Source organism: Haloarchaeobius ordinarius (genome assembly GCF_051801355.1).
GTDB lineage: Archaea > Halobacteriota > Halobacteria > Halobacteriales > Natrialbaceae > Haloarchaeobius.
Genome location: NZ_CP196560.1, coordinates 2,906,355 through 2,928,821 on the forward strand (window position 1 = coordinate 2,906,355; position 22,467 = coordinate 2,928,821).

Here is a 22,467-nt window from a genome sequence, read left to right on the forward strand (position 1 = left end):
GCGAAACGGGAGCGTGACCGGCGTCGGCACCGGCCACGTGCTCAGAAGAGGGTCATCCTGTCGAGGTGTCGAGGCGCGAGACACATAAACGTCCCTGCCGTGTGTCACGACGAGACACACGGGCAGCGGTCATCCTACTCCCGCCCTGCATACTCGGCACCCCGGTTGCGGTCGCGCCACGCAAGGAGGTCCTCACGGTCACGGGTGTCCTCGGGCAACTGGTGGAACCAGCGAGCCTTCGATATCTCGTCGTCCGGGTCCTCGATCTCCGTCTCTGTCGTCTCCGCGCGGGCGGCGTAGACGGGGAGGACCGCGCACATCGACTGCTCGCCCGAGACGAGCCGGAGCCGTGTGAGAATCGCCAGCCCGTCGTAGCTGGCTTCGACACCGGCTTCTTCGGCGAGTTCTCGTTCTGCTGCCTCGCGGTAGCTCTCGTCGGAGTCGACGCCGCCGCCGGGCAGGACCCAGAGGTCGACGCCGTCGTGCCGGACGAGCAGGATGGCCCCGTCAGGACGGTAGACGATGGTGTGGGCACCGTAGGGCGCCCCAGTCCGGTTCGTCCGCTCGGCGAGCGTCCGAAACCGACGGCGCGAGACGTACCGGGTGCGCGTCACCTCCATCGGGTCGTCGTGGCGCTCGCGAAGTTCGTGGTACACCTGCTGGCCGTGCTGGTCGGCCTGGTCTGCGAGGTACCAGAGGTCGTCGACGGGCATCACTCCGGGCGAGCAGACGGCGGGCGGTCGGCGACGGCGCGAGAGAGAGACTGGATAGCGACGTGAATCATTGCGATGATGTATCGTATCGAGGAGCAAAATCGCTTCGACACGGGAGAACCCTTCGGCCGCGGCACGCCCGACTGCCGCCACGGGGTTTACCCGCGGGTCGTCCCAACCTCGGCGTGCAATGACGTCCGCACTGTTCGTCGTCAGCGAGGAAGGCTACTGGGCCGAGGAATGCATCGAACCGCTCACGACGCTCGACGCGGCAGGCGTCGACGTGACGGTCGCGACACCCACCGGCGAGCCGCCGGTCGTCGACGAGGTGTCGCTCGACCCCGACGACGTGGGCGAGGAGACCGCAGAACGGTACCGCGAGATAGACGAGACCGACGAGCGACTGACCGACCCGGTCCCGGTCGCGGGCGAGGACGCGGCCGACTACGACGCGGTCGTCTTCCCGGGCGGCCACGGGACCGAGTGGGACGTGAACCAGGACAGCGACGCCCGGCGGCTCCTCCGGGACGCGGTGACCGGCGGCGACGGGGTCGCCCTCGTCGTCTGCCACGCGGTCGGCCTGCTGGCGTTCACCCGCGAAGAATCGGGCGAGTTCCTCGTCGCCGGGCGCGACGTGACCGGCTTCCCGAACGCCTGGGAGGAGGACGTCGTCGACGAGTACGACCGGCTGCACGACGGCCGAAAGCTCCCGTACTGGGTCGAGGACGAGGTCGTCATCGCCGGCGGGAACTGGGACGCCGAACTGGACAGCGAGACAAGCGTCACCGTCGACGGCGACCTCGTGACGGCTCGTGGCCCCGGTTCCTCGTCGGAGGCGGCACAGACGCTGTTGTCGGAACTCGGTGTCGAGACGACCGCCTGAGCGGGCGGAACCAGCAGCGAACCCGACAGCATCGCCCGACCCGAATCAGTCCCTTTTTAATCGGTCCGTCGGTACGAGAGGGTATGAGCTTCGAGGAAGACGACCGCGTCGTCCTGCACGACAAGCACAGCGAGTACGACGGCCAGACCGGCAAGATCACCCAGGTCATGGAGACCATGTTCGGTGACGCCACGTACACCATCGCGTTCGAGGACGGCCAGGAGCAGGGCATCCCGGAGGACCAGCTCGAGGCCGCCCCGGACGAGGACGAAGACGACGAAGAATAAGCGGATTTTCAGATGCCGAAGGTTCCGTTCCACTACGTCGACCTGCGTGCGTTCTGTTACGCAACCGAGGACGAGAAGCGCGTCGAGGAGGCCCTGCGCTACTACCTCCCGGAGGACTACGAGGTCGAGCGCATGGAGAACAAGGGACACCACGGCGACCGCATCGTCGTGCTCTCGGCGCGGGTCGAGAACGCCGACGACGTTCGCCACGTCCTCGCGCGAGTGGCGGAACTCGACGACATCGAGTCGGTCATCGGCGAACTCGACGACCGCGTGACCGACAACTGCGAACTGTTCTTGCGACTCGACAAGCAGGCCGCCTTTTCTGGCGAGACCGCCCTCGGCGAAGGCATCACCTTCCGGGCGAAGGTCGAAGCCTACCCCGCGAAGAAGGAAGCCGCGGTGGAGAACGCCCGCGACACGCTGGACTCGCTGCGGGAGCAGTAACGCTCGTAGCGCCGCAGTGCCGCGACCGCTCCCCGAATCGGAAGCCTAAGGTCGTTGCTGGCGGGAGCACAATCCATGTACGAGGCCGTCCACGCCCACCCCGACGGTGAGACGACAGTCGCCCGCTTCGCCCACACCGCCGCCGCGTACGGGTACGACGGTATCGTCGTCCGCAACCACGGTGATGCCCGCGCCGACTACGACGCCGGGCGCATCGCCGACGAGTACGGCATCGACGTGGTCCCCGGCCTCGAGGTCCGTGCCGACGACCAGAACCAGGCGTCTGGCTACGTCGGGAACTACCGCCGGCAGTTTCCGCTCTTGCTCATGCACGGCGGCTCGAAATCCCTCAATCGCTTCGCGGTCGAACAGGACCGCATCGACGTGCTCGCGCACCCGATGCGAGACGAGGGCGACTTCAACCACGTCCTCGCGAAAGCGGCCGCCGAGAACGGGGTGCGAATCGAGTTCAACCTCCGCGACGTGCTCCGCAGGACCGGCGGGCGGCGCGTCCAGCGCCTCCAGTCGCTTCGCAAGTTGCGCGAACTCGTCGAGAAGTACGACGTGCCATTCGTCGTGAGCGGCGACCCCTTCTCGCATCTGGAACTCCGTGCGTCGCGGGAACTCGTCGCGGTCGGTGAGACCATCGGGTTCGACCGCGAGCAGATGGCCGACGGCCTGCGAGAGTGGGGACGGCTCGCGGCCCGGAACCGCGAGCGCGACTCCGACGCTTTCATCGAACCCGGGGTGCGTAGAGGCCGGTATGAAGAGACCGATTGAGGACCACGCCGCCCGCTTCGACGAGATGGCCGGCCGGTACGACGACGAAGTCAACCAGACAGACGAGTACAAGGCCTGTGTCTCGTTCGTCCTCGACCACGCGAAAGCGGACCTGACGACGGAAGACACCGTGCTCGACCTGGGCTGTGGCACGGGGGCCATCGGCCTCTCGCTCGCCGAGTACGCAAAGACCGTCGTCGGCCGCGACATCAGCGAGGGGATGCTCGAACAGGCCCGCGAAAAGGCCGCCGAAGCTGGACTGGAGAACGTCGAGTTCGGACAGGGGACCTTCCGCGAACCCGAGTACGACGGCCCGGTCGACATCGTCGTCTCCAACTTCGCCATGCACCACCTCTCCGACGAGGAGAAACGCGAGGCCATCCAGGTCATCGCCGACCTCGGCCCCCGCAAGTTCGTGTTGGGCGACGTGATGTTCTTCGGCGAACCCAACCCCGACGAGCCGTTCTACTCGCCCGAGGTCGACGACCCCTCGACGGTCGGGCACCTCGCGGACGCCTTCACCGACGCCGGGTTCGTCCTGACCGCGGTCGAACCGGTCCACGACCAGGTCGGCGTCCTGGTGGGCGAGCGCGTCGACGTGGACGAATGAGAGAGACAGACCGATGAAACACCTCCCGAAGGCACTGCGACCGAAGCGACGATACCTCGGTATCGGCATCGAGTCTACCCCGGATGCCTCGTTCGGCCGCGGCGACTTCCAGCGCGAACTCTGGTACGCCGCGCAGAACCTCGTCGGCGACGTTGGCAGCGCCGACGCCGACCTCACGGTCATCCAGTTCCACTTCGGCGACGGCCGGGGTGAAGCGATCGTCCGGGTCCGTCACGGCCACACCGAGACGGCCCGGGCTGCACTCGCCTGCATCGCGAGCATCAACGGCTCGGACTGTGGTCTCCACGTTCGCGGAATCTCGGGGACGATACGGGCCTGTGAAGAAAAGTATTTAGGACGCCCGTCGGAAGGGGCGAAACAGAGAACCGTCGCGTTCGAGCACGACGACCGGGCCGCAGTCGAGCGAGATTCCGTTCTCGATGTGCGCGTCAACGGCGAGTACATCGGCGCGACGCACCTCGATTTCCAGTGATTTACAATGCAGGGACAAGCGTCACAACAGGCGTACGACCGGGGTATCACCATCTTCTCCCCGGACGGTCGCCTCTATCAGGTCGAGTACGCTCGCGAAGCCGTCAAGCGAGGGACCGCCAGTATCGGCGTCCGAACCAACGAAGGTGTCGTCCTCACCGTCGACAAACGCATCCGCTCGCCGCTGATGGAGCGAAGTAGCGTCGAGAAGATCCACAAGGCCGACGACCACATCGGTATCGCGAGCGCCGGCCACGTCGCCGACGCCCGCCAGCTCATCGACTTCGCCCGCCGTGACTCGCAGGTCAATCAGCTTCGCTACGGCGAGCCCATCGGCGTCGAGACGCTGACGAAGGACGTCACCGACCACATCCAGCAGTACACGCAGGTCGGCGGGGCTCGCCCCTTCGGCGTCGCACTCATCATCGGCGGCATCGAGAACGGCGAACCGCGCCTGTTCGAGACCGACCCCTCCGGGACCCCCTACGAGTGGAAGGCACTCGCCGTCGGCGCAGACCGCGGCGAGATTCAGGACCACCTCGAGGAGAACTACGACGAGGACGCCGACCTCGACGGCGGTATCGAGCTGTCCCTGCGCGCACTCGGTACCGTGAACGACGAGGAACTCCGCCCCGAGAACATCGGGATGGCGACCATCGACGTCGAATCCGAGCGGTTCGTCTCGCTCACCGACGACGAGGTCGAGGAGTACCTCACAGACCTCGACCTGCTCGCTCCCGAAGAGCCCGAGGCCGAGGAAGCCGACGACGAGTCGACCGAAGAGTAACCGCCGTCGCGCCCTGTTCGGGAAACACCTTTTTAACCACACCGCGTAAGTTTCGCGTATGATTTCACTTGACGAAGCGGTGACCGCGCGACTCGAGAGCCACGGTGCGCGCTTCGAGGTCCTCGTCGACCCGGACGCCGCGCTGGCCATCAAACGCGGCGAGTTCGACGGTGACCTGGAAGACGTCATCGCAGCCGAGGACGTGTTCGAGGACGCCTCTCGCGGCGACCGACCTGCAGAGAGCGACCTCGAGAAAGTGTTCGAGACGACAGACCCGATGGAGATAATCCCCGAAGTCATCAAACGCGGAGAGATTCAGATAACGGCCGAGCAGCGCCGGGAGATGCAAGAACAGAAGCGCAAACAGCTCATCCAGAAGATCGCCCGGAACGCGGTGAACCCGCAGATGGACAACGCGCCGCACCCGCCGGACCGCATCGAGTCCGCGCTGGAGCAGGCGGGTTTCCAGGTCGACCCGATGGAACCGGTCGAGAGCCAGGTCGACGACGCGCTCGACGCGCTCCGGCCGGTCATCCCCATCCGGTTCGACGAGGTGACTATCGCGGTCCACGTCCCCGCCGACTACGCGGGCAGCACGCAGGCGAAGGTCCGTAACTACGGCGACCTCGAACGCGAGGAGTGGCAGAACGACGGGTCGTGGGTCGGCGTCGTCACCTTCCCCGCCGGGATGCAAAACGACTTCTACGACATGGTCAACGACATGACCAGCGGGGAAGCAGAGACGCGCATCATCAAGGACGAAGACGACATTAGCACGCGGTAGGCCGGTTCCGCGTTTCGGTCACTTTCTCACTCGTCGACGGCGAACTCACACGCCAGGAACACCACAGGTGAGAGCAACACGAACCGATACTGGTCGGGGACGAGGTCGACTGCTTCGCCGTCCGTCCGCGCCGTGAGTTCCGACTCGGTAAGCGGGACGTGCTCGACGTGCGACCGGCCCGGACCGAGGCCGGTGTAGCACAGCTGGACGTACCGCCCGCCGGTCCACGCGACGTGTCGCCACCCGTCGTCGGCGCGGCGCTGGAGTGCCCACGGGACGTTGCAGCCGAGAGAGACCTGCTCGTCGCCGGTGTTCGTCACCGCGAAGCGGGCAGTCTCACCGAGTCGTACCGACTCGTCCAGTAGCCGGAGGTCGAGCCGGTCGTGGTCGGCGACGATGCTGGCGTCGTCCTGATAGTCGGCGGTCGATTCGTCGGGAGCACCGAAAGGACCGAGTCCGAGAGCTGTGCCCACGCCGCCCCCGAGGAGGGTGAGGGACCCGGCCGCGAGGAGGTCTCGTCGGTTCACGTTCGAAGGTTCAGGGTTGTGGTCGTCGCTCTGGGTGGTTGCCGTCTGGAAAACTGGTGTCGTGACACCGAATCGCCGAATTATCCTTTCTTGAACCCGAGCAGGAAGCCGCCGGTGAAACCCGCGCCGACCGAGAGCGTCGAGAGGATGGGTTCGATCCAGCCTGCCTCTATCTCCTGTGTGCTCTGGGCGGCTCCAAGGATGCCGCCGGAGAGTTCGTCCCACTTGACGGTGATGTAGCCCTTCGATTCGAGGAACTTGAACAGTGCCATCTCCAACCCGACCAAGACGGCGATAATCTTGGCTATCTTCTTCGCAGCGAATCCGATGAGGGCACCGATGACGGCACCCGAGCCGAACTCGAGTCCGAGTTGCTGCGGATTCAACTCCAGCGGTAGCATACAGCTAAGGGTATGCCGCTTTCTGATAAGTCTTTTGGGGAGATGGCCCTCACGTCCCCGTCACTTCCCCGGAATCGCACGTGCTCGCGTGACACGACACATCAGACATCTAGAACCAACAGCAAGAGATTCAAGAGGTCCGGGCGGCAATACGCGAGTATGATAGCAGTACGACCGACAGAGGTGCAGGACCGGCGGGGTTGACACCGCCTGCCGACCGGGCATCGTCCCGGTCGGAGCGACCACCAGCCGAAGCTACCGTAGTTACAACGCCGGATATTTCTCATGAAGGCACTCATCGCGAAACGCGTCGATTCAGGTATCGCAGACGTCAGCGAGATTCGAGACCTCGCACTCGCCGCCGGCTACGACGTCGTCGGTGAACTGACCCAGTCCCGGAAGGCCGACCCGGCCCTCCAGTTCGGTGAAGGGAAGGCGGAGGAACTGGCGGCACTGGCCCACCGAAAAGGTGTCGAGGCCGTCATCTTCGACAACAGACTGGGCCCGTACCAGACGTACAACCTCGGCCAGAAGCTCCCGGAGGGCTGTGAGGTGATGGACCGCTTCACACTCATCCTGGAGATATTCGGCCAGCGTGCCCAGACCCGGAAGGCACAGCTTCAGGTCGAACTCGCGGAACTCAGGTACGAACTTCCCCGTGCGGAGGCCAAGACCAGCCTCGCAAAGCGCGACGAGCACCCCGGCTTCATGGGGCTGGGAGAGTACGACGAGAGCCGCGAGCAGGACATCAAAGACCAGATCAGTCGCATCCGGGACGAACTGAAACACATCGAACAGACCGAGGAGAAACGCCGCGAGCGCCGCCACGAGGCCGGATTCGACCTCGTCGCCCTCGCGGGCTACACCAACGCCGGGAAGTCGACGCTGATGCGCCAGATGGCGGCGGACCTCGACGTCGACGAGAACGAGGACCTCCATCCGGACCTCGACGCGACCGCCGAGTCCGAGGACCGGCTGTTCACCACGCTCGGGACGACGACCCGGCGGATGGACATCGACACCCGGAACGTGTTACTGACCGATACGGTCGGGTTCATCTCGAACCTGCCGCACTGGCTGGTCGAGTCGTTCAAGTCCACGCTGGATTCGGTGTACCGGGCGGACCTCGTTCTCCTCGTCGTGGACGTCTCGGAACCCATCGAGGAGATTCGCGAGAAGCTCGTGACGAGCCACGACACCCTGTACGAGCGCAACGAGGCACCCATCGTCACCGTGTTGAACAAGATAGACAAAGTCGAGGAGGCGGAACTCGCAGAGAAGCGCGAGGCGCTCTCGGCACTCGCACCGAACCCGGTCGCGGTGTCCGGCCAGGAGAACCTGAGCATCGACCAGCTCAGAGAGCGTATCGTGCAGGAACTCCCGGACTGGGAGCGCGAGCGCCTCGTGTTGCCGATGACCGACGACACGATGAGCGTCGTCTCGTGGATTCACGACAACGCGAACGTCTTCGAGGTGAACTACGGCGACGACGACGTGCTCGTCGACTTCGAGGCACGGCCAGCCGTGGTCGAGAAGGCGCGGTCGCGGGCTGCCGACCTGTCGGCACCGATGCAGTGAGTGGCCGCGTTCGGAGCCGAATTTAGAGGTCTCGTTTCTCCTTCGACACCACTTGCACGCCCTCGATTCTGGTGTCCGGGTACTGTCCATCGGCATCCTTCTCGGCGGCTTTCACCATGTCCCAGACGACGTTGAGGCCAGTCGTGACGCCCTCCAGTGCCTCCATCTCGCAGCCAGTCTTGCCCGTCGTCTCCACGCCGACTCGCAGGGTGACGTGGTCGTCGGCCACGTCGAAGTCGGTGTCGACGTTCGTCACGGGAATCTGGTGGCACATCGGGATGGTCTCCCAGGTGTGCTTGACGGCCTGGATAGCGCCGATGCGGGCGGTCGCCAGCACGTCGCCCTTCTTCACCTCGTTCCCCCGGATCGCCTCGATGGTCGACGGCTGGAGGTAGATGGTACCCTCGGCGACGGCCCGGCGCGCGGTGTCGGGTTTGTCGCCCACGTCGACCATCTGCGCTTCACCTGCATCGTCGGTGTGGGTCAACTCGTCACTCATCGCGACCACCCCACATGGCGTGAGGAATCTCGGGCAGTAGATCGGACGCCAACATGCCGTAGCCTTGCGCGTCGACGACCGAATCACCTGCGGTTCCGTTCACGAAGGCCGCGATACCTCCGGCAGTCACCGGGTCGTGGGTGCTCGCGAGTGCACCGCAGATGCCCGCGAGCACGTCACCGGTCCCGCCGACGGTCATACCTGGGTTCCCCGTGCGATTCACCCGGGTCGTCTCCCCGTCGGTAACCACGTCGTAGGCACCCTTGACGAGGAGCGTCTGGCCGAGGGCCGCGGCGAACGACTCCGCGAGTTCCGCCCGCGTCTTCCAGTCGTCGTCTGTCTCGCCGCCCATGGCGACGAGTTCGCCCTGGTGTGGGGTACACAGCAGGTCGGCCTCGGTCTCCACGTCGGGAACGACCCGGAGTGCGTCGGCGTCCACGACCGCCCGTCCCTCGTAGGCTTCGAGGAACTCCCGGACCGCATCGAGGGTCCCGCTGGCCCGGCCCAGGCCCGGCCCCAGAAGCACGCAGTCGGCGTCGAGCGCCCGGTCGAGCAACTCGTCGACGTGCTTCGGCTGGAGCAAGCCACCGGCGAGTTCGTGGACGATGAGCCCCTCCTCGTAGCCCTGGACCTCGCGGGCGACGGTCTCGGGACAGGCGAGGTGGACGAGGTCACACCCGGCCCGCATCGCGGCCTGTCCCGCGAGTGCCGGCGCGCCGGTGTAGGGGCCGCCCCCGACGACCAGCACCTCGCCGAAGTCACCCTTGTGTGCCTGGGGGTCGCGAGAGAGCGCCAGCAGGTCACCCCGTTCGACGAACAGCTCTGCGGCGTCGGGGATGCCGATGTCCGCGACGGTGATGATGGGCGCGTCGACCGACTCCAGCCCCGGCTTGTCGTCGTGGAAGGTGACGACGTGGTCGGCCTGGACCGCAGTTCCATGGGAGTCGCCGGTGTCCGCGTCGACCCCCGAGGGCACGTCGACCGAGACGACGTAGGCTGAGGACTGGTTGATGACCTCGGCGGCTGTCGCCTCGGGCTCGCGGAGTGCCCCCGTCACACCCGTTCCGAGCATCGCGTCGACCACGAGGTCGCACTCGGGAAGCGAGAAGTCGGCCGAGTCGCGCACCTCGCGGGTGTCGTACTCGCCCTGCTGGAGGGCATCCCAGTTCTCCCGGGCGATGTCGGTCGTGATGTTCTCCGCCCGCCCGAGTAAGAGCGTCTCCACCTCGAACTCGTCGAGGAACCGCGCCGCAACGAACGCGTCGCCGCCGTTGTTCCCGCGACCCGCGACGACGACCACCCGGTCGCCGGGTTCCGCGTGCTCGCGGACCACCCGCGCGACCGCGTTCCCGCTCGACTCCATGAGCTGTTTCCGTGGAACCCCGAGCGCCTCGGCGTTCCGGTCGACCTGTGCCATCCGGTCGCTCGTAATCATGGCCGACGGTTCGAGCGGCGGGAGGTAAAGACTGGCGTCGAGTTGGCTGATCTGGGTGGTGTTCTTGCTATCGGTACAGCCGGGCGGCGCACGCTGACTCGCGTGCCGGAGGCCGCGAGTCGATATCGTGCGAGGGACGACCGGAGTGGAGTGAAACGGAACGAAGGGAGTCGGCTGGGGAGGGTGTGGCTGCGGTGCGGGGCGGTTTGGGGCGGTGGCGGTCTCCATCGCCATCGGCAGTCGTGACCTGGTTCTCGGAGACACCGCCAGCACGCAACCCTGCAACACCAGCGACACCGACAGCCCAAACCACCACTCCCGAAGGCGATTCCCGACCACCAGCCGACTCCGACCCACCACACAGAAGAATTTCGTACTCGGAGCCGAGTTCTCTTCTATGACACTCCCCAGAGTCGGCCTCGGTACGATGGGCATCGACGACCCGGACGCCATCGCGAACGCCCTCGACGCGGGCTATCGCCACCTCGACACCGCACAGATTTACGAGAACGAAGCCGTCGTCGGCGAGGGGCTCGCAACGAGCGACGTCCCCCGAGACGAGGTCTTCCTCGCGACGAAGGTCTGGGCGACCAACCTCGCCCCCGAGGATGTCCGCGAGAGCACGGAAGCCAGTCTCGACCGCCTCGGCGTCGACTCGGTCGACCTGCTGTACGTCCACCGACCCATCGAGGCGTACGACCCCGAAACGACCCTCCCAGCCTTCGACGAACTCGTCGAGGACGGCCTGACCGAACACGTCGGCGTCTCGAACTTCACCCACGAAGAACTCGCCACCGCCCGCGAGCACCTCGACGCGCCCATCTTCGCCCACCAGATAGAGTACCACCCGTTCTTCCAGACGCCGGACCTGCTGGCCGACAACCGCGAGCACGACGAGACGGTGGTCGCGTACTCCCCGCTGGCACAGGGGACGGTGTTCGACGACCCGGTGCTCTCGGATATCGCGGAGTCCCACGACGTGACCCCCGCCGACGTGGCAATCGCGTGGCTCTGCCAGAAGGAGGGCGTCGTGACGATTCCCAAAGCAGGGAGTCGTGCGCACCAGGAGGGGAACCTCGCCGCTGCCGAAATCGGCCTCACCGACGAGGAGTGTGCCCGCATCGACGACCTCGACCGCGGCGAGGAACTGTTCCCGGAGTAGTGCGATTGCTCGGCTGTCGCCGTCCTACGCCTGCGTCTTCACCGTCCACTCCTGTCCTCGCTCCTCGACGACAGAGTGGATCTTCAGTTCGCCGTCGCGACCGCTGGCTTTCACCGTGTCGCCGACCCTGACGCGGTTGAACTCCTCGCGGGGCCGCCACTCGTTCAGCGCGTCGTTCTCGTCCCACTGGACGCCGACGAGGTAGCCGACCTCCTGATATTCGTGTCGTAACCGCCGGTGGAGGTCGGCCGAGACGGTCGCGTCGTCCAGTGGTTCGAAGGCGTCGCGGTAGGCGTCGTCGACGGTGACCGCGATTCGTCTGTCGTCGCGCCAGCGCTCCCGGAACAGTTCGATATCGGCGGTCTGGTCGTCGACCACGACGACCTCGCGGACCTGCACGGTCGCCTCGTCGGCGAAGTACCCGAGGCAGCCCGTGAGGCTGGCGGTAGCGGTGGCTGTGGATATTGCGCCGAGCTGGAGGGCACGGCGACGGGAGAGGGGACCCATGTGGCTACCGTCGAACTGGTACTGTAAGTGTCTTGTTCACCTGCGGATACGAAAGCCGTCTTCGCCCTGCGGTTCCTCGTACTCGACCTCGACCGAGTCGACGTTCGCGGCCGGACTGCCCTCGTGACACCACTCGACCATCGACTCGACGGCGTCTTCCGGACCCTCGAAGACGGCCTCGACGCGGCCGTCGCGGAGGTTCTGGACCCAGCCGTCGATTCCGTTCTCCTGTGCCGTATCGCGGGTGTTCGCCCGGTAGTAGACGCCCTGGACGCGGCCCGAGACGAAGACGTGTGCGCGGGTTCGGTCGGCTGCTGGCATATGCCGAACGTGGGACGGACACCGGAAAAACGTTCTTCGGCGCGCTTTTCCCACCCGACCACCAACCTCCGCCCATGTCCCAGCACCGCAGCAACGTCGCGCCCAGCACCCTGGGCATCGAGCTACAGGACGGTGGCGTGTCGGTCGAGTACACGGACGGCCGGTCGGTGTTCTACTACGGCGTCCCCGAGAAGAAGGAAGGAAGTGTCGAGTGCCCGCCGGGCAAGCACGTCCAGGTGCTCGTCACGGACCCGACCGAGACCGAGGGCGTCCTCGTCTACGTCAACGACCGAAAGACGGACGACGACATCCTCGAATCCACCGGCGTCGGCCGCCTGCTCCTCGACACCGGCGAAGAAGAGGAGCTGTTCCCCGGTGTCGTGGTCAAACGCGGCGGCGTCCGCGTGACCGTCGAGGCCGACCCGGAGGAGGCCCGCGGGCGCGTGTTCGTCTTCGCCGAGGACGAGATCAGCGAGCACTCCTACGAGATCGTCTGATGCCACTGGCGAAGCGCTGGCACGACTTCGACCGGTCGGTCCTCGGCACGGTGCCCGACCGGCTCGGGATGTACGAACTCGGCGACGAGGACGGGAACGTCGTCGAAATCGGTCACGGCGTGTTGCGCGACGAACTGAAGTCGGCACTCTCGTACCGCGACGCGGCCACGGTCCGCTGGGAGGTCGCCCAGACCCGAGAGCAGGCTGCCGAGCTGGCGGAAACGCACCGCGACCGCCTCTGACACTGCGACCACGAACACTTCCGAGCGGCCACTACTGCAGGTACGCCGGTTCCTCCCCCGTACAGGCCGACTCGTGGGCTTTCGCGTCGGTCCGGTCGTCGAACATGAGCCCGCAGTCCTCACATTCGAACCAGGTCTCGCCGTCGCGTTCTCGTTTCGCGACCATGTGGGTGTCTTACCCGCCGAACGCCTTTGAACCTCACCCGTAGTATCGAGGCAGGGCGAGAGGGCAATTCTCAAGACAGTCCGATGAAAATAATCTGGTATGAGTTCCCAGGCAGGGACTGACCTGGTCATGACGGTTCGAGCCGCCGAGAAGCGCGACGCCGGCCGCGGTGTCGCCCGCATCCCCGAGTCCGCCCGGAAGGCCCTCGGCGTGTTGAGCGGCGACACCGTCGTCATCGAAGGGTCACGCCGGAGCGTCGCGAAGGTCTGGCCTGCCGGCCCCGACGTCCCGGACGGCGTCGTCCAGATAGACGCCGACACCCGGGCCAACGCCGGCGCGAAGGTCGGTGAGAGCGTCACCGTCTCGGCCAGGGAGGTCGAGGACGCCATAACCATCCACCTCGCACCCCCGGAGACCCTCAAACGCGTCCCCACCGGTATCATCCAGCGCGCCATCACGCGCGACCTGGACGGTCGCCCCGTCAGCGTCAACGAGCGCATCCGGCTGGAGCGCATCTCCAGTACGCCCTTCCGTATCGTCTCCACCACGCCCGACTCCCCGGTCAGAATCACGAGCGACACCGAAATCGTCGTCGAGGGCGAATCCTACGACCCGGGGGCGCGTACCCCGACAGAGCGTGGCACGGAGTCGAAAGGGAGCGCAGGTCCACAGTCGCCACCACCGGAGAAGCCAAGCGGCGTCAGCTACGAGGACATCGGTGGACTGGACAACGAGCTGGAACTGGTCCGCGAGATGGTCGAACTCCCCCTCTCCGAGCCGGAACTGTTCCAGAAGCTCAACATCGACCCGCCGCGGGGTGTCCTCCTCTACGGTCCGCCGGGCACCGGGAAGACGCTCATCGCGAAGGCGGTCGCCAACGAGGTGAACGCGTCGTTCATCAACATCTCCGGGCCCGAGGTGATGTCGAAGTACAAGGGCGAGTCCGAAGAGAAGATACGCGAGACGTTCGAGCGCGCCCGGGAGGAAGCGCCCTCCATCGTCTTCTTCGACGAGATAGACTCCATCGCGGGCAAACGCGACGAAGAGAGCGACGTAGAGAACCGCGTGGTCGCCCAGTTGCTCTCGCTGATGGACGGGCTGGAGGCCCGCGGTGACGTGGTCGTCATCGGTGCGACCAACCGTGTCGACTCGCTGGACCCGGCACTGCGCCGTGGCGGCCGCTTCGACCGCGAGATAGAGATCGGCGTCCCCGACGAGGGCGGTCGCCGTGAGATTCTCGACGTCCACACCCGCGGGATGCCCCTGGCGGACGACGTCGACCTGGACAAGATAGCCAGCCGCACCCACGGGTTCGTCGGCGCAGACCTCGACAGCGTGGTCAGCGAGGCAGCCATGGTCGCCATCCGCCACCGCCCGACCGAGGACGAGGCGCGGGCCGAGTGGAACCGCAACCCCTCGGTCTCGAAGAGCGACTTCGAGGCGGCCCTCGCGTCGGTCGAACCCTCGGCGATGCGCGAGTACATCGCCGAGCAACCGAACGTGAACTTCTCAGACGTCGGTGGGCTGGAGGACGCCAAACAGACGCTGCGTGAGGCTATCGAGTGGCCGCTGAGCTACGGGCCGTTGTTCGAGGCCGCCAAGACGAGTCCGCCTTCGGGGGTCCTCCTGTACGGCCCGCCGGGAACGGGGAAGACGCTGCTCGCGCGTGCTCTCGCCGGCGAGTCCGGCGTGAACTTCATCCGGGTCGACGGCCCGGAACTGCTCGACCGGTACGTCGGCGAGTCCGAGAAAGCCGTCAGGAAAGTGTTCGAGCGCGCCCGGCAGTCCGCGCCCTCTATCATCTTCCTCGACGAACTCGACGCCATCGCGGGCGAACGCGACCATGACACCAACGAGGTGACCGAGCGGGTCGTCTCCCAGCTCCTGACCGAACTCGACGGCCTGGCGGAGAACCCGAACCTGGTCGTGCTGGCAGCGACCAACCGCCGCGAGTTCATCGACCGCGCCCTGCTCCGCCCGGGTCGCCTCGACACCCACATCGAGGTGCCGGAACCGGACGAGGCGGGCCGCCGCAAGATTCTGGAGGTCAAGACCGAGGGCAAACCGCTCGGTGATGACGTAGACCTCGACGAACTCGCCAGCGAGACGGCGGGCTACACCGGGGCCGACGTGGAAGCGCTGGTCAGGGACGCCTCGATGCGTGCCATCCGCGAACTGGCCGACGGCCTCTCGCCAGAGGAGGCGAACGCGAAGTCGGGCGAACTCGTCGTCGAGGCGCGACACTTCGAGGCGGCGAAAAGGCGCCTGTAACGTCGATAGGACCTCCGACCGGGACGGTCCACCAGAACTTCCTTGGTACCACTTCACGAACAGGTCGCCCATGAGCGACGTCGTCGTCGAACAGCTCCCGCCCGAGGAAGCGTTCGCCCTGATATCACACGAGACCCGGTTTCGTATCCTCGAAGCCCTGAACGAGGCCGACGAACCCCTCGCGTTCGCCCGGCTCCGCGAGCGCGTCGGGATGCGCGACACCGGCCAGTTCAACTACCACCTCGGGAAGCTGACCGACCGGTTCGTCCGGAAGCGAGCGGACGAGGAGGACGAAACTGGCGGCTACCAACTCACCACCGCCGGCGAACGCGTCGTCGGCGGTGTCCTCTCGGGTGGCCTGACGAAGACGATGGACGCCGAGACGGTGCCGGTCGGGTCCGGCTGTCTCTTCTGTGGCGAGGAGATGGAACTCGCCTTCGAGGTCGACCGAATCCGCGTCGACTGCCCGGAGTGTGGCGAGCAGTTCACCAACATCGAGGTCCCGGCCGGGGTGATGGAGGGGCGGTCACGCGAGGAGGCGCCTGCTGTCGTCGACCGCTGGCTGAAACGGCACATCCACATCAGCGAGTTCGGGTTCTGTGCGACGTGTGATGGCCCGCTCTCGCGACGTCTCCTCGCCAGCACAGACCCGGACCCGCCGGACTGGTTGACCGACGAGGACGGGTGGGAGGTCGCTGTCCGGAACGAGTGTGGCCGGTGTGGCAAGCAGATGCACAGCGACCTCGGGGCGGCCCTGCTCGCGCATCCCGCTATCGTCGCGTTCCTGCACGAGCACGACGTCGACGTACGCAAGAAACCACTGTGGGACCACGACTGGCTGGCGACGAAGACGGCGACGATCGTCGCCGAGGACCCGCTCCGGGCGGAGTTGTCTTTCTCGCTGGACGAGGACCGACTCGTCCTGACGGTCGACCGGGACCTCACCATCGTCGAGGAACGTCGCGAAACGGCGTGAGAACCGGGCAGAATCGAATCCGGCACCGCCTACGGCGTCAACACGACGTAGGCGACGAGGTAGCCGGTGATGGCGAACGTCACCGTCGCCAGACTCGTCCCGAGGCCCTGTAACACGGTCTCCCGGTCGTAGCCACCGGTCACGACGAGCGACGGCATCACGCCCACGGCCACGCCGAGGCCGATTGTTCCGAGCGCGAAGTGGTACGCGAGGTCGAGCGTCGGCGGCGGGATGACCAGCGCCGAGGCCGCGAATCCGGCGCCGAGGACCGAGCGAGCCGTGACGTAGCTCCGGAGTCGCCGGCTGGTGAGTTCCATGGCGGTCCAGATGGCCGCCCACGCGAGGACGACTTCGAGGGCGAACAGCGTGACGAGGTTGACCGTCGGGTCGGGTGCGAGGGCAATCTTCTCTGCGGGGCCGACCGTCGCGAGTGGGTAGAGGAACGCTGGTGGCGTCCCCATGAACACGTCACCGAAGGGGTGTGTGAGCAGCCCGATGGCCGCCGCCGCCCCGACCAGCGGGGTCGGGAGTTCTCGTCTGACAGCCCACAGGGTGAGACCGACACTCGCGAGGACGTACAGCGAGAGGGTCAACAGCCCGATGAGTTCGTGCGAGGAGAGGACGATGCCAAACAGCGCCGTGAGCGCCGCCCCGAGCCCGCCGAACGCGATGGCGGGGTGGACGTCGTCGCGAGCGCCAGCCGCGATACACGAGACGACGGCGACGCCGAGACAACCGACGACGAGCGAGTGTGTCAGCTTGCGATGGACGGCCCAGGAGCCTGCTTCGGCCCAGACGTACTCCGTCGTCGGGAAGACGTTCTGGGGACCGGCTTTCACGACGACGTACACGGTGTAGGCGAGGTCCACGTCGGGGACCATCCCGAACGCGCCCGCGAGGAGCGCCATCGTCAGTGCCCGTGACCGACTCGTGCCGAGGCGCAACCCGAGTATCCCACCAAGTGCGAAGCCGAGGAGCCCGTGCCCGATGTACACGACCCACTATCCTGTGGGGTCGCACAAAAATCCGATGGGTTTCCAGAGATTCGCCTCGGCAGGTTCTCAGACGCGGGCGTAGCTGTTCCAGTATATCTCGCCAGCCCGGTGGCGGTCGTCGTAGGCGCGCAGGCCACGTCCGAGGAGTCCGCGGACGTACAGGTCGTCGTACAACGTCGAGTGGGTGTAGTCGACGAACGTGACCGGCACGACCAGCCCGTCGTCCTCCCTGACGACGCTCCCGACGACGGTGTAGGCGTGCTTGTGGCGGTCGTCGGTGACCACGCCACCGAACACCGGGACCGTCTGTTCGTGAGCCGGCACGGCGTGCAGGGCCTCGATGGAGCGGTGGACGAACTCGTAGCAGAACAGCCCGGTGTTGCGCCCGTCGAGGAGCGCCTCGAAAGAGGTCGGCGACTCGAAGTGTCGGCGGAGGTCACCGTGGCCCATGAGGACGTTGTCCTCCAGCGAGCCGGCGGTGTACCGCGGAATGTCGTAGCCCGAGTACTCGCGAAAGCCTCCGACGAGACCCTCGATGACCGCCTTCGGGTCCGACGGGTCGGATTGAGTGAAGGTCCGGACCGTCTCGGTACCGATGGGGTGATACCGGTCACCCCGGAGTCGCATCACGCTGAAGGGTCTGGCATCCGCGTTCCGGACCCGCTCGAAGAACGCCTCGTACTGGTGGAACTCGAACCGCAGCCCCTCGACGTCGCTCGCGTTGGTCTCTCCGAGGGTCGCCGCGAGCGGCGGGTCGTCCCGAACGAGTTCTTCGACGACGCCGGGGAACCCGTACTCGTCGTCGATGGCGGCCGCGTCGGCCGGGGACGCGGCCAGGGCAGTGACCGGTTCGAGGTCGTCGCTGGCGTCCTCACCACCGACGAGCACCTGTCCGCCCTCGACCGCGAGCCGGCGGTCCGCGACGGTCGTCTCGAAGGGCGTCGGCCCGAGTCGTTCACCGGCGAGTTCGGCGGTGTCCTGCGTCAGGAGGTTCGTCCCCATCAGCACGCCGTAGCCCAGGAAGATGTTGTCGACGGCCTTGCCCGCCCCGAGCGCACCGAGGCCGCCGACCCCGGCGAGGAGTCGTCGTCGGGAGAGACCCGGCGACGCTTCGCTGTCGTCGGTCTCCGTGTCGGAGTCCTCGTCGGACTCTGTGAGGTCGTCGGTGTCGCCGCTTGCGGTCGGCAATCGGCGTCGAACTGCCTCCCAGTTCACACAGGACGCTTCACGGCCGTGAGGGTAAACCTTGTGTCACCGGTCGACGAGCACGGTCTCACCGGCGCGAACCGTATCGCCCTTCGACACCTGGAGGGCCGATTTCTCGACCTCGGGCGGGAACAGCACGTCGGCACGGCTGCCGAACGCGATGTGGCCGAGGCGCTCGCCGCGGTCGAGGCGCTCGCCGCCCTCCACCCAGGGGTGGATGCGCCGGGCGAACGCCCCCGCGATGAGGGTGACCTCGGTCGGCCCGTCGTCGGTGTCGAGCCGAATGTGAACCTTCTCGTTCCGGTCGGAGTCCTTCGAGAACGCGGGGCGATGTAGCCCGGGCGAGTGCTCGACCGACTCGACCGTGCCCGCGACGGGTGCCCGGTTCACGTGCACGTCGGTGACGTTCATGAACACGCCGACGCGCAGGCGGCCATCGTCTTCCTCGCGGACGACCGAGACGCGGCCGTCGGCCGGGGAGACGACGCCCGAGTCGGGCGGGGAGCGTGGCGGGTCCCGAAAGAAGTGCAAGGTCGCAGCCCCGAGCAAGACGCAGACGAGGCCAGCAATCGGGGTTGCGACGACGCTGGCGATGGGAGCGAGCGCGAGCGGGACGGCGGCGAACCGGCGGCCCTGGGGAACGAAGCGCATTGGTGTCGTTTCAGAAGCCGATGGCGATGGGTTTGTGCGTTTCGGGCCGCGATTCCTCTAATCAGCTAGAGTCTTCGCTCCACCGATGCTTACAGATTAGAGCGCAGGGTTATCGTCCCGACCGCTGATACTACCGGTATGCAGTACTCCCCCAACTGCCCGTTCTGTGGCACCGCGAACACCGTGTCGACTCCCCTCGCGGGGCCGTCGTCGGACTTCTACTGTCCGACCTGTGACCGGGCGTTCTGAGGCTGCATACCCGGGCTCGTCGAGGCCGCAACTCCCCCAACTCTCCATTCTCGCCGGGCCCTCCCTCGATTCCACACACGAGCCTCCCTACCAGAAGCTCTGCGTGCGGGCGTACTGGCGCTCCTGCGTGAGGATGTCCCGGTAGAAGTCCTGTTCGTCGTCGCGGAGTTTGTTGATGATGCGCGCCGCGTTGTGCGGGCCGACGCCGCGGGCCGCCAGCGCGACGACGGCCTGCTTGCCGTGGCTCTGGACCAGGCTCGCGGCGCGGTAGGCGCGTTCCGTCTGTTTCTCCTGTTCGTCGTCCTTCTCGTGTGCGCGGACCGCCTTCACCACCTCGTCTGCCCACGGGTTGAGCGCGGCTATCTGGGTCGACCCGCAGTTCGGGCACTCCGGCTGGTCGCGGACCCGTTTCACCTTCTTCGTTCGCTCGTACTCGGTGCAGTGCAGGCAGAACAGGATGACGCGGTCGTTCTGGATTCGCTCTTTGACCGTCTCGATGACGCTCGCGTCGGCGTTCTCGGGCGCGAGCAACTCCTTCCCGACCGAGTGCCCGTCGGTCCCGATAGGGCTCAGGTCGCCGTGCAGGACGACTTCGACGTCCCCGGACTGGATGGCCGCCAGCACCCTGCTCGCGGCGTCAACCGCTAAATCCTCGTGGAACACCTCCCGAACCGCCTCGTCGTACATCGGCGTGTCCTGCAGTGCGGCCAGCAGTCGGTCGCCGGAGATGCCCGAGCCCTCCCAGCGTTTGAGCGCGCCGAACTTCGCCGCGACCTGCGAGAGCCGGAACTTCAGCGAGTCCGAGTTCTTCAGACTGAGTTCGATGAGCGGTTCGACGTGGTCGGGGTCGGTCGTCCTGAGGACCTCCTCGACCTCGCCGAGCGAGACGCCGGAGGGCACCTCCAGTTCGATACGGTACGGGTCCGAATCCAGCCCGACCGTCGAACCGGTTCGCTGGCCCAGCAGGGCAGACAGGAGCCGTCCGAGGGTCGCGTTCACCTTGTGCCCGAAGGGGGCGTTCACGACGACGGTGTTCGCACGGCCCTCGACGACGATTCGGTCCGCGGTCGGCATCGGGGCCTCGGCGTCGACCTGCCGCTCGAACTGTTCCAGTGCCTCGGTCGCAGTCCGCTCGTCGGTCGGGTACCGGGTGCAGAACTCGCGGGCGACCGCGGCGCGGGGCGCACCGCGGGCGAACTGCGGTTCGGCGACGGCGCGCATCTCGCCGACCTCGCGGGCGACCGACTCGGGGACCGGAATCTCCTGGCCGATCCACGTCGGGACCTCGCCCGCGGGGTCCTCGATGGGCGAGACCTTCACCTTCGACTTCTCGTCGTCGACCTCGACGATGCGCCACATCTCGCCGCGCTGGATGAACACCTCGCCCGGCGAGGCGAAGGTGGTAACGAAGCGTTCGTCCAGCGTCCCGACCTGCTGGCCGGCGGCCATGTCGTACACCTCGTACGTCTCCTCGTCGGGAATCATCGAGAGGTTCGCGTACACGTACTGCCAGGTACCGCCGGTCTTCTCGATGCGGTCCTCGCCCTCGTCCAGCCAGACGACGCGATTCCCGTGGAGTTCCCGGACCACGTTACGGAAGTCCTCCTCGGAGAGATTTCGGAACGGGTAGGCGCGGGTGACGAGTTCGTACGCCTTGCGGCCAGAAATCTCGCCGAAGTCCATCGCCAGCCCGGGAATCTGGTTCGCGACCACGTCCAGACTCCCTTCGTGGATGCCTGCGGGTTCGACCTCTCCCTCTCTGGCCTGCCGGGTGATGGCCAGTGCCTCGAAGGTGTCGTCGGCGCGGGTCGTGACGATGGTCCCGGCCGACACCTCGTCTCGGCGGTGGCCGGCGCGGCCGACGCGCTGGAGCAGGCGGGCGACCTGCCGGGGGCTCTGGTACTGGACGACGTGGTCGATGCGACCCACGTCGATGCCGAGTTCCATCGAGGAGGTACACAGCAGGGCGTCGATGTCGCCCGCCTTGAACTGGTCCTCGACCTCGATACGGGCCGCCTTCGACAGCGACCCGTGGTGCACACCGATGGGCAAATCGAGCTCCTTGAACCGCGAACCGAGAGCCTCGGCGGTCTGTCGAGTATTCACGAATATCAATGTCGACTCGTTCTCGTCGACGATGTCCCGAATCGTCCGAACGTGGCTCGCCACGGAAGCGTCGGTCATCAACTCGCTCGCGAGCGTCCCATCCTCGTCGGTGACCTCGGGGGAAAGCACCCGCAGGTCGAGGTTGCTCCCAACGTCGACCTGTCGGATGGCACACTCTGTCCCACCGGTGAGGAACGCTCCGACCTCCGCTGGGTCCCCGACCGTCGCCGAGAGACCGATGCGCTGGAAGTCCCCGGCGAGTTCGCGCAGGCGCTCCATCGCGATGGTCAACTGCGCGCCGCGTTTCGATGCCGCGAGTTCGTGCACCTCGTCTATTATCACGTGCTCTACGTCTTCCAGCGCGACCCGGAGCTTCGACCCGGTCAGCATCGCCTGCACCGTCTCCGGCGTCGTCACCAGCACGTCCGGCGGGTCGTTCGCCTGCTTGCTCCGCTGGTAGTCGCTGGTGTCGCCGTGGCGCACGTCGATGTCGAGACCCAGTTCCTCGCCCCACCAGTCCAGTCGCTCGCGCATGTCGCGGTTCAGCGCCCGCAGCGGCGTCACGTACAGCGCGCCGATACCGAACCGGTCCTCGCCGACGAGCGCGTCGAACACCGGTAACATCGCCGTCTCGGTCTTGCCCGTCCCGGTCGGCGCGACCACGAGGGTGTGTCTGCCCGCTGCGATAGCCGGAATAGCGCGCGCCTGCGTCTCGGTCGGGGTCTTGAAGCCACGCTCGGAGAGCGCACCCCTGACCGTCTCGCCGAGCACCGTGAACGCGGCTGCGCCCGCTGTCATCGGATTCACTAGCCACGGGAGCGGGATAATCCTCTCGGACCACCCCTCGACCCACCGACTTTATTTCAGCAATTACCGTTAGCGAGTTGAGCAAAGC

General features: G+C 66.5%; 26 protein-coding genes. 14 read left to right on the forward strand and 12 right to left on the reverse strand.

Features of this window, described 5'->3' with window-relative positions; all coding sequences use genetic code 11:
• Positions 1-134: 134 nt before the first annotated feature.
• On the reverse strand, positions 135-713 hold the full coding sequence (locus ACSC1R_RS15260) for an NUDIX domain-containing protein (protein ID WP_439026579.1): 579 nt from the start codon (positions 711-713) through the stop codon (positions 135-137).
• A 190-nt stretch (positions 714-903) separates the two neighbouring features.
• Between ACSC1R_RS15260 and ACSC1R_RS15265 the strand changes: the two genes are divergently transcribed.
• The 8 genes from ACSC1R_RS15265 (at position 904) to ACSC1R_RS15300 (ending at position 5,783) form a co-directional block, all read left to right on the forward strand.
• The gene (locus ACSC1R_RS15265; protein ID WP_439026580.1) at positions 904-1,596 is read left to right on the forward strand and encodes a type 1 glutamine amidotransferase domain-containing protein; all 693 of its coding nucleotides are present in this window, start codon (positions 904-906) and stop codon (positions 1,594-1,596) included.
• A gap of 83 nt (positions 1,597-1,679) precedes the next feature.
• The gene (locus tag ACSC1R_RS15270) at positions 1,680-1,883 is read left to right on the forward strand and encodes a DUF1918 domain-containing protein (protein WP_439026581.1); all 204 of its coding nucleotides are present in this window, start codon (positions 1,680-1,682) and stop codon (positions 1,881-1,883) included.
• A gap of 12 nt (positions 1,884-1,895) precedes the next feature.
• Complete coding sequence (locus ACSC1R_RS15275) at positions 1,896-2,330, forward strand: RNA-binding protein (protein ID WP_439026582.1); 435 nt, start codon at positions 1,896-1,898, stop codon at positions 2,328-2,330.
• 75 nt (positions 2,331-2,405) lie between these two features.
• Complete coding sequence (locus ACSC1R_RS15280; protein ID WP_439026583.1) at positions 2,406-3,110, forward strand: RNase P subunit p30 family protein; 705 nt, start codon at positions 2,406-2,408, stop codon at positions 3,108-3,110.
• A complete protein-coding gene (locus ACSC1R_RS15285; protein WP_439026584.1) occupies positions 3,094-3,720 on the forward strand; it encodes a class I SAM-dependent methyltransferase in 627 nt (208 codons plus the stop codon). The genes ACSC1R_RS15280 and ACSC1R_RS15285 overlap by 17 nt, the downstream gene beginning before the upstream one ends.
• A gap of 13 nt (positions 3,721-3,733) precedes the next feature.
• The gene (locus ACSC1R_RS15290; RefSeq protein ID WP_439026585.1) at positions 3,734-4,213 is read left to right on the forward strand and encodes an Rpp14/Pop5 family protein; all 480 of its coding nucleotides are present in this window, start codon (positions 3,734-3,736) and stop codon (positions 4,211-4,213) included.
• A 6-nt stretch (positions 4,214-4,219) separates the two neighbouring features.
• Positions 4,220-4,999: an archaeal proteasome endopeptidase complex subunit alpha gene (gene psmA / locus ACSC1R_RS15295; protein ID WP_439026586.1), complete on the forward strand. Its 780-nt coding sequence runs from the start codon at positions 4,220-4,222 to the stop codon at positions 4,997-4,999.
• A 58-nt stretch (positions 5,000-5,057) separates the two neighbouring features.
• The gene (locus tag ACSC1R_RS15300) at positions 5,058-5,783 is read left to right on the forward strand and encodes a ribosome assembly factor SBDS (protein ID WP_439026587.1); all 726 of its coding nucleotides are present in this window, start codon (positions 5,058-5,060) and stop codon (positions 5,781-5,783) included.
• Positions 5,784-5,809: 26 nt separating this feature from the next.
• Here the strand turns inward: ACSC1R_RS15300 and ACSC1R_RS15305 are convergent, their stop codons facing one another.
• Together ACSC1R_RS15305 and ACSC1R_RS15310 are read right to left on the reverse strand one after the other, a co-directional pair.
• A complete protein-coding gene (locus ACSC1R_RS15305; protein ID WP_439026588.1) occupies positions 5,810-6,310 on the reverse strand; it encodes a hypothetical protein in 501 nt (166 codons plus the stop codon).
• 80 nt (positions 6,311-6,390) lie between these two features.
• Entirely contained in the window at positions 6,391-6,711 is a 321-nt protein-coding gene (locus ACSC1R_RS15310) for an FUN14 domain-containing protein (protein WP_439026589.1), read from the reverse strand.
• A gap of 285 nt (positions 6,712-6,996) precedes the next feature.
• On the opposite strand from ACSC1R_RS15310, the gene hflX reads away from it, so the two are divergent.
• Positions 6,997-8,289: a GTPase HflX gene (hflX, locus tag ACSC1R_RS15315; RefSeq protein ID WP_439026590.1), complete on the forward strand. Its 1,293-nt coding sequence runs from the start codon at positions 6,997-6,999 to the stop codon at positions 8,287-8,289.
• A gap of 22 nt (positions 8,290-8,311) precedes the next feature.
• On the opposite strand, the gene moaC is transcribed toward hflX, so the two are convergent.
• A complete protein-coding gene (gene moaC, locus ACSC1R_RS15320; protein WP_439026591.1) occupies positions 8,312-8,788 on the reverse strand; it encodes a cyclic pyranopterin monophosphate synthase MoaC in 477 nt (158 codons plus the stop codon).
• Complete coding sequence (locus ACSC1R_RS15325) at positions 8,781-10,223, reverse strand: NAD(P)H-hydrate dehydratase (RefSeq protein WP_439026592.1); 1,443 nt, start codon at positions 10,221-10,223, stop codon at positions 8,781-8,783. The genes moaC and ACSC1R_RS15325 overlap by 8 nt, the downstream gene beginning before the upstream one ends.
• A gap of 397 nt (positions 10,224-10,620) precedes the next feature.
• Here ACSC1R_RS15325 and ACSC1R_RS15330 point away from each other — a divergent pair, with 397 nt between their 5' ends.
• The gene (locus tag ACSC1R_RS15330; protein ID WP_439026593.1) at positions 10,621-11,385 is read left to right on the forward strand and encodes an aldo/keto reductase; all 765 of its coding nucleotides are present in this window, start codon (positions 10,621-10,623) and stop codon (positions 11,383-11,385) included.
• A 24-nt stretch (positions 11,386-11,409) separates the two neighbouring features.
• Here the strand turns inward: ACSC1R_RS15330 and ACSC1R_RS15335 are convergent, their stop codons facing one another.
• Together ACSC1R_RS15335 and ACSC1R_RS15340 are read right to left on the reverse strand one after the other, a co-directional pair.
• A complete protein-coding gene (locus ACSC1R_RS15335) occupies positions 11,410-11,892 on the reverse strand; it encodes a hypothetical protein (RefSeq protein ID WP_439026594.1) in 483 nt (160 codons plus the stop codon).
• A 36-nt stretch (positions 11,893-11,928) separates the two neighbouring features.
• Positions 11,929-12,213, reverse strand: coding sequence for an acylphosphatase (locus ACSC1R_RS15340; RefSeq protein ID WP_439026595.1), 285 nt, complete (start codon positions 12,211-12,213; stop codon positions 11,929-11,931).
• A 74-nt stretch (positions 12,214-12,287) separates the two neighbouring features.
• On the opposite strand from ACSC1R_RS15340, the gene ACSC1R_RS15345 reads away from it, so the two are divergent.
• Positions 12,288-12,710: a DUF5796 family protein gene (locus ACSC1R_RS15345; RefSeq protein ID WP_439026596.1), complete on the forward strand. Its 423-nt coding sequence runs from the start codon at positions 12,288-12,290 to the stop codon at positions 12,708-12,710.
• Complete coding sequence (locus ACSC1R_RS15350; RefSeq protein ID WP_439026597.1) at positions 12,710-12,952, forward strand: DUF7508 domain-containing protein; 243 nt, start codon at positions 12,710-12,712, stop codon at positions 12,950-12,952. Before ACSC1R_RS15345 ends, ACSC1R_RS15350 begins: the two co-directional genes overlap by 1 nt.
• 31 nt (positions 12,953-12,983) lie before the next feature.
• Here ACSC1R_RS15350 and ACSC1R_RS15355 read toward each other — a convergent pair whose 3' ends face one another.
• Positions 12,984-13,118: a DUF7128 family protein gene (locus ACSC1R_RS15355; RefSeq protein WP_435318576.1), complete on the reverse strand. Its 135-nt coding sequence runs from the start codon at positions 13,116-13,118 to the stop codon at positions 12,984-12,986.
• A gap of 99 nt (positions 13,119-13,217) precedes the next feature.
• On the opposite strand from ACSC1R_RS15355, the gene ACSC1R_RS15360 reads away from it, so the two are divergent.
• Together ACSC1R_RS15360 and ACSC1R_RS15365 are read left to right on the forward strand one after the other, a co-directional pair.
• Entirely contained in the window at positions 13,218-15,389 is a 2,172-nt protein-coding gene (locus ACSC1R_RS15360; RefSeq protein ID WP_439026598.1) for a CDC48 family AAA ATPase, read from the forward strand.
• 70 nt (positions 15,390-15,459) lie between these two features.
• Complete coding sequence (locus ACSC1R_RS15365; RefSeq protein ID WP_439026599.1) at positions 15,460-16,365, forward strand: winged helix-turn-helix domain-containing protein; 906 nt, start codon at positions 15,460-15,462, stop codon at positions 16,363-16,365.
• A 29-nt stretch (positions 16,366-16,394) separates the two neighbouring features.
• Here the strand turns inward: ACSC1R_RS15365 and ACSC1R_RS15370 are convergent, their stop codons facing one another.
• The 4 genes from ACSC1R_RS15370 to ACSC1R_RS15385 form a co-directional block, all read right to left on the reverse strand.
• Positions 16,395-17,360 (reverse strand): metal-dependent hydrolase, encoded by a 966-nt coding sequence (locus ACSC1R_RS15370; protein ID WP_439026600.1) that lies wholly within the window; start codon positions 17,358-17,360, stop codon positions 16,395-16,397.
• A 66-nt stretch (positions 17,361-17,426) separates the two neighbouring features.
• On the reverse strand, positions 17,427-18,575 hold the full coding sequence (locus tag ACSC1R_RS15375) for a hypothetical protein (RefSeq protein ID WP_439026601.1): 1,149 nt from the start codon (positions 18,573-18,575) through the stop codon (positions 17,427-17,429).
• 36 nt (positions 18,576-18,611) lie between these two features.
• Positions 18,612-19,217 carry a protein sorting system archaetidylserine decarboxylase gene (locus ACSC1R_RS15380; RefSeq protein ID WP_439026602.1) on the reverse strand — a complete coding sequence of 202 codons (606 nt, stop codon included), beginning with the start codon at positions 19,215-19,217 and terminating at the stop codon, positions 18,612-18,614.
• Positions 19,218-19,553: 336 nt separating this feature from the next.
• Positions 19,554-22,370: a DEAD/DEAH box helicase gene (locus ACSC1R_RS15385; protein ID WP_439026603.1), complete on the reverse strand. Its 2,817-nt coding sequence runs from the start codon at positions 22,368-22,370 to the stop codon at positions 19,554-19,556.
• Positions 22,371-22,467: the final 97 nt, after the last annotated feature.

What these genes read in the sequence shown, in the direction of transcription:
- moaC (WP_439026591.1), bottom strand. Translation starts at nt 8,788, where the DNA reads ATGAGTGACGAGTTGACCCACACCGACGATGCAGGTGAAGCGCAGATG.
- ACSC1R_RS15340 (WP_439026595.1), bottom strand. Translation starts at nt 12,213, where the DNA reads ATGCCAGCAGCCGACCGAACCCGCGCACACGTCTTCGTCTCGGGCCGC.
- ACSC1R_RS15310 (WP_439026589.1), bottom strand. Translation starts at nt 6,711, where the DNA reads ATGCTACCGCTGGAGTTGAATCCGCAGCAACTCGGACTCGAGTTCGGC.
- ACSC1R_RS15285 (WP_439026584.1), top strand. Translation starts at nt 3,094, where the DNA reads ATGAAGAGACCGATTGAGGACCACGCCGCCCGCTTCGACGAGATGGCC.
- ACSC1R_RS15360 (WP_439026598.1), top strand. Translation starts at nt 13,218, where the DNA reads ATGAGTTCCCAGGCAGGGACTGACCTGGTCATGACGGTTCGAGCCGCC.
- ACSC1R_RS15380 (WP_439026602.1), bottom strand. Translation starts at nt 19,217, where the DNA reads ATGCGCTTCGTTCCCCAGGGCCGCCGGTTCGCCGCCGTCCCGCTCGCG.
- ACSC1R_RS15260 (WP_439026579.1), bottom strand. Translation starts at nt 713, where the DNA reads ATGCCCGTCGACGACCTCTGGTACCTCGCAGACCAGGCCGACCAGCAC.
- ACSC1R_RS15345 (WP_439026596.1), top strand. Translation starts at nt 12,288, where the DNA reads ATGTCCCAGCACCGCAGCAACGTCGCGCCCAGCACCCTGGGCATCGAG.
- ACSC1R_RS15355 (WP_435318576.1), bottom strand. Translation starts at nt 13,118, where the DNA reads ATGGTCGCGAAACGAGAACGCGACGGCGAGACCTGGTTCGAATGTGAG.
- hflX (WP_439026590.1), top strand. Translation starts at nt 6,997, where the DNA reads ATGAAGGCACTCATCGCGAAACGCGTCGATTCAGGTATCGCAGACGTC.
- ACSC1R_RS15335 (WP_439026594.1), bottom strand. Translation starts at nt 11,892, where the DNA reads ATGGGTCCCCTCTCCCGTCGCCGTGCCCTCCAGCTCGGCGCAATATCC.
- ACSC1R_RS15330 (WP_439026593.1), top strand. Translation starts at nt 10,621, where the DNA reads ATGACACTCCCCAGAGTCGGCCTCGGTACGATGGGCATCGACGACCCG.
- ACSC1R_RS15325 (WP_439026592.1), bottom strand. Translation starts at nt 10,223, where the DNA reads ATGATTACGAGCGACCGGATGGCACAGGTCGACCGGAACGCCGAGGCG.
- ACSC1R_RS15280 (WP_439026583.1), top strand. Translation starts at nt 2,406, where the DNA reads ATGTACGAGGCCGTCCACGCCCACCCCGACGGTGAGACGACAGTCGCC.
- ACSC1R_RS15385 (WP_439026603.1), bottom strand. Translation starts at nt 22,370, where the DNA reads ATGACAGCGGGCGCAGCCGCGTTCACGGTGCTCGGCGAGACGGTCAGG.
- ACSC1R_RS15290 (WP_439026585.1), top strand. Translation starts at nt 3,734, where the DNA reads ATGAAACACCTCCCGAAGGCACTGCGACCGAAGCGACGATACCTCGGT.
- ACSC1R_RS15350 (WP_439026597.1), top strand. Translation starts at nt 12,710, where the DNA reads ATGCCACTGGCGAAGCGCTGGCACGACTTCGACCGGTCGGTCCTCGGC.
- ACSC1R_RS15270 (WP_439026581.1), top strand. Translation starts at nt 1,680, where the DNA reads ATGAGCTTCGAGGAAGACGACCGCGTCGTCCTGCACGACAAGCACAGC.
- ACSC1R_RS15265 (WP_439026580.1), top strand. Translation starts at nt 904, where the DNA reads ATGACGTCCGCACTGTTCGTCGTCAGCGAGGAAGGCTACTGGGCCGAG.
- ACSC1R_RS15365 (WP_439026599.1), top strand. Translation starts at nt 15,460, where the DNA reads ATGAGCGACGTCGTCGTCGAACAGCTCCCGCCCGAGGAAGCGTTCGCC.
- psmA (WP_439026586.1), top strand. Translation starts at nt 4,220, where the DNA reads ATGCAGGGACAAGCGTCACAACAGGCGTACGACCGGGGTATCACCATC.
- ACSC1R_RS15275 (WP_439026582.1), top strand. Translation starts at nt 1,896, where the DNA reads ATGCCGAAGGTTCCGTTCCACTACGTCGACCTGCGTGCGTTCTGTTAC.
- ACSC1R_RS15300 (WP_439026587.1), top strand. Translation starts at nt 5,058, where the DNA reads ATGATTTCACTTGACGAAGCGGTGACCGCGCGACTCGAGAGCCACGGT.